Source organism: Lachnoanaerobaculum saburreum DSM 3986, assembly GCF_000185385.1.
Classification (GTDB): Bacteria; Bacillota; Clostridia; order Lachnospirales; family Lachnospiraceae; genus Lachnoanaerobaculum; species Lachnoanaerobaculum saburreum.
The window spans coordinates 1,021,239-1,024,963 of sequence record NZ_GL622296.1; the positions used below are offsets into that span (position 1 = coordinate 1,021,239).

Genomic DNA, 3,725 nt, shown 5'->3' on the forward strand with positions numbered 1-3,725 from the left:
CCGCACAAAATAAAGTATTACTGTGAAAAACGTGATCCTGAGTTTGAGTCCAAGATGCATGATGTACTGTTGGTGTATAAACAGGTGAGTATGCAATTCGATGAAAACGGTCAGCTTATTATCCCGGCAGATGAACCGATGGTACATACAGTATCTTGTGACGAAAAGCCGGGAATACAGGCTATTGCCACTACAGGAGAGGATCTTCGCCCTACGGTCGGAAACGGTTATGTGATGCGAGATGCTGAATATAAGCGTCTCGGAACCTTATCACTTCTTGCCGGAATAGATCTGCTAACAGGTGAAGCAATCCCTTATGTTAGCACAACGCATAAAAGTTCTGATTTTATAGAACTACTTAAAAAGCTCGATGATCGTTATACTGAAAGAGATATCATTCGCATAGTATGTGACAATCATTCTGCACATAAATCAAAAGAGACAAGGAACTACCTTGCTACTCGCCCCGAAGGAAGATTTGTATTTGTGTTTACACCTAAGCATGGGTCTTGGCTTAACATGATAGAAAGCTTCTTTAGCAAGATGACGAAACAGATGCTCAAAGGTATCAGAGTAGAAACAAAGGAAGAGTTGGAGCGTCGTATCTACCTTTACTTCGATGAGGTCAATCGAGAGCCGGTTGTTTATCATTGGTCATACAAAATGGATGAAATTAGCGTTACCGAAGCGATTGAAGCAGGAATTAAAACCAACGAGGTTTGTAACAGTTAATAATTATTCGATATACTAGTACGGATAGAAACAGTAATGAACAAGCTCTATGAAGATAACGCACTGGGAAATATTGAGCCGAAGCGTTATGAGCAATTATCGGGGAAATATGCGGAAGAATATTACACTTTGAAAGCAGAACAAGAGCAAATAGAGGAACGCTTATACGAATTTGAAAATGCAAACCAAAAAGCAAAGAACTTTATCAAACTGGCAGAAAGCTACTCAGATTTTGAAGAACTTACCCCCACCGCCATCAATGAATTTATCAGTAAAATTGTAGTGCATGAAAGAGATGTCAAAAGAGCAAAATATGCTGTTCAGCGTATTGAAGTCTATTTCAATTATATCGGAAAATTTGAAAATGAACTTACAAAAGAGATAGAGCCGACAGAACAAGAAATGATACATATGAGGGAAGAAATCGAAGAAGCCAAGAAAGAAAAAACAAGAGCATATCACAGGGCATATTCCAAAGAATACCGATCTAAAAATATTGACAAATTCAGAGAGTATGAACGGATAAAAGCACGAGAATACCGAGTAAGAAAGAAGCTACAAGCCACAACCTAAAACCAAATATCAACCAAGACGAAAAGAGGTTTCCTAAATCACAGGAAATCTTTTTTTGTGCAAGTAAAAGGAGGATTGAATGACAGAAAAACAAGAAGCACAGACTAAAGATGAACGAGCCACGCCACAAAAACCTGACGCCATTCTAACAAAAAAGATTAGAGGAAAGACCTTTGTAAGCGAGATATATTTTGATAAAGAGAGCAAGGATACCTTTCAAGATAAGCTGTTAAAGGTAGTGCAAGCGGAACGGAAAGAATAAAGGATAGTAGAATATTTAGTGTTAGTAAATACCATGCTCTTCCTATCTAATTCTATGAAAAACCGGAAAGTAAGTAGGAAATCTGACAGTAGAAAAAATACCTTAAAAATAGTATAATATTAGCAAAGTTTATAGAGATAAATTCTAAAGTTGTTAAGGAGGTAAGTGAAATAATGAAAACATATCAGGATATAAACAAAGAAACCATTGACAGATGGGTTGAGGAAGGTTGGGAATGGGGGAAACCAACTTCGCATGATGAATATATCAGTGCAAAAAATGGAGAATGGAAAGTTTTTCTTACTCCGACTGTTTCAGTTCCACATGAGTGGCTTGGAGATTTAAAAGGAAAGAAAATCTTAGGTTTAGCATCAGGTGGAGGACAACAAATGCCTATATTTAATGCGTTAGGGGCGGACTGTACTGTACTTGGTTATTCTTCAAAGCAAATAGAAAGCGAATTTTTAATTGCTGAAAGAGAAGGCTATAATATTAAAGCAATTGAAGGTGATATGACAAAAATTTTGCCTTTTGAAAATGAGACTTTTGATATAGTGTTTCATCCTGTTTCTAACTGTTATGTTGAAGATGTGCAACATGTTTTTAATGAAGCATATAGAGTTCTGAAAAAGGGTGGTATTTTTCTTGCAGGTTTAAATAATGAGATAAACTACATTGTGGATAATGAAGAAAAAGAAATTGTTTGGAAAATGCCTTTTAATCCATTAAAAGATAAAGCGGCTAAAGAATATATGATTAAAGAAAAATCCGGAATGCAGTTCTCTCACAATATAACGGAGCAGATAGGTGGACAATTAAAGGCAGGGTTTACTCTGCTTGATATATATGAAGATACAAATGGTTTTGGTAGGCTGCATAAACTGAATATTAAAACATATATTGCAACAAAATCAGCTAAATTATAGAAATAGATAAATTCCAGTTTGTCTAGCTAAAACAATTAAATACAAGCTATAACATAGCAGTTCACGAAACAGTAAATCAAATCGGTTTGCTGTTTTTTTTATTGCTAAAAATTAGAAAGAAAGGAAAAGAGAAAAATGAAAAAATATAGACAAAAAAATCTTAATGGCGGAAGAAGAAATCAAGCAGTTACAAAACAAAAGAAAGAAACTCATCAGTCAGCAGAAACAGGAAGAGCGAAAGAAAAGAGATAGACGTCTTTATGAAAAAGAAGCAGTCTTTGAAAGTATCTTTACCAAAAGCAAGGACTTCACCAAAGACGAATTTTATCAACTAATTACATTCCTGAATATAAAAGAATCAGTCAATCAAAAAATCCTAAAAATCATAGAGAAGCGAGAACAAAGCGAAAATCGAAATACAGGAACACAAGAGTAAGAAATGAACACAGAGGAATAATCCCTTGTTTACAAGGGTACAAGGGCGCACTTATACACCCTAAAGGGTGTGTGCGTTCTCCGAAGGCTCTTGCAGAGAGCATATCAGCTAACGCTGATACAGGGGAGCTACACTCCCCTACGGAAATAAATTTCCTACCCCTTGTGTACTTCCCAAAAGAAATCGGATAAAAAGCTATCCGATTTTTTTAGGAAGTCTTATCCATCGCCATATCAAAGTATCAAAAAAAGAAAGGAGGTCTTATCTTATGGCGATATATCATCTTAGTATAAAGATTATCTCAAGAGGCAAAGGAAAAAGTGCAGTTGCAGCTTCTGCCTATCGAAGTGGCGAAAAGATAAAAAATGAATATGATGGAATAGTCCACGACTTTACAAGAAAAGGCGGAATAGCCCATACTGAAATTCTATTACCACAAAATGCACCACAGGAATTTGCAAACCGTTCTGTCTTATGTAACAGTGTCGAGAAAATAGAAAAAAGTAAAAACTCACAGCTTGCAAGAGAAATAGAAATTGCATTGCCTAAAGAATTAGACAGGGAAAAACAGATTGAACTTGTAAGAAACTATGTGAAAGAAAATTTTGTAGGTGTCAGTATGTGTGCCGACATTGCTATACACGATAAAAATGACGGAAACCCACACGCACATATCCTACTTACCATGCGACCGTTAAATGAAGATAAAACATGGTGAGCAAAATCAAAAAAGGAATATATCTTTGATAAAAATGGCGAGAAAATAAAACCTGAATCCGTGAAATTCAGTTTTGTG

4 protein-coding genes and 2 pseudogenes are annotated in these 3,725 nt (G+C 35.7%); all 6 read left to right on the forward strand.

What is annotated here, in order from left to right; all coding sequences use genetic code 11:
• Window positions 1–732 (forward strand): IS630 family transposase (locus HMPREF0381_RS04800; protein ID WP_008750767.1); only part of this gene is annotated, 732 nt, incomplete at its 5' end.
• A gap of 24 nt (window positions 733–756) precedes the next feature.
• Window positions 757–1,305 (forward strand): annotated as a pseudogene (locus HMPREF0381_RS04805) (DUF4368 domain-containing protein); the annotation flags it as partial.
• 79 nt (window positions 1,306–1,384) lie between these two features.
• Complete coding sequence (locus HMPREF0381_RS04810) at window positions 1,385–1,567, forward strand: transposase (protein WP_008750769.1); 183 nt, start codon at window positions 1,385–1,387, stop codon at window positions 1,565–1,567.
• Between the two features lie 173 nt (window positions 1,568–1,740).
• Window positions 1,741–2,493: a class I SAM-dependent methyltransferase gene (locus HMPREF0381_RS04815; RefSeq protein ID WP_008750770.1), complete on the forward strand. Its 753-nt coding sequence runs from the start codon at window positions 1,741–1,743 to the stop codon at window positions 2,491–2,493.
• A 163-nt stretch (window positions 2,494–2,656) separates the two neighbouring features.
• On the forward strand, window positions 2,657–2,929 hold the full coding sequence (locus HMPREF0381_RS04820; RefSeq protein WP_008750771.1) for a DUF3847 domain-containing protein: 273 nt from the start codon (window positions 2,657–2,659) through the stop codon (window positions 2,927–2,929).
• Window positions 2,930–3,197: 268 nt separating this feature from the next.
• Window positions 3,198–3,644 (forward strand): annotated as a pseudogene (mobQ, locus tag HMPREF0381_RS04825) (MobQ family relaxase); the annotation flags it as partial.
• Between the last annotated feature and the right edge of the window lie 81 nt (window positions 3,645–3,725).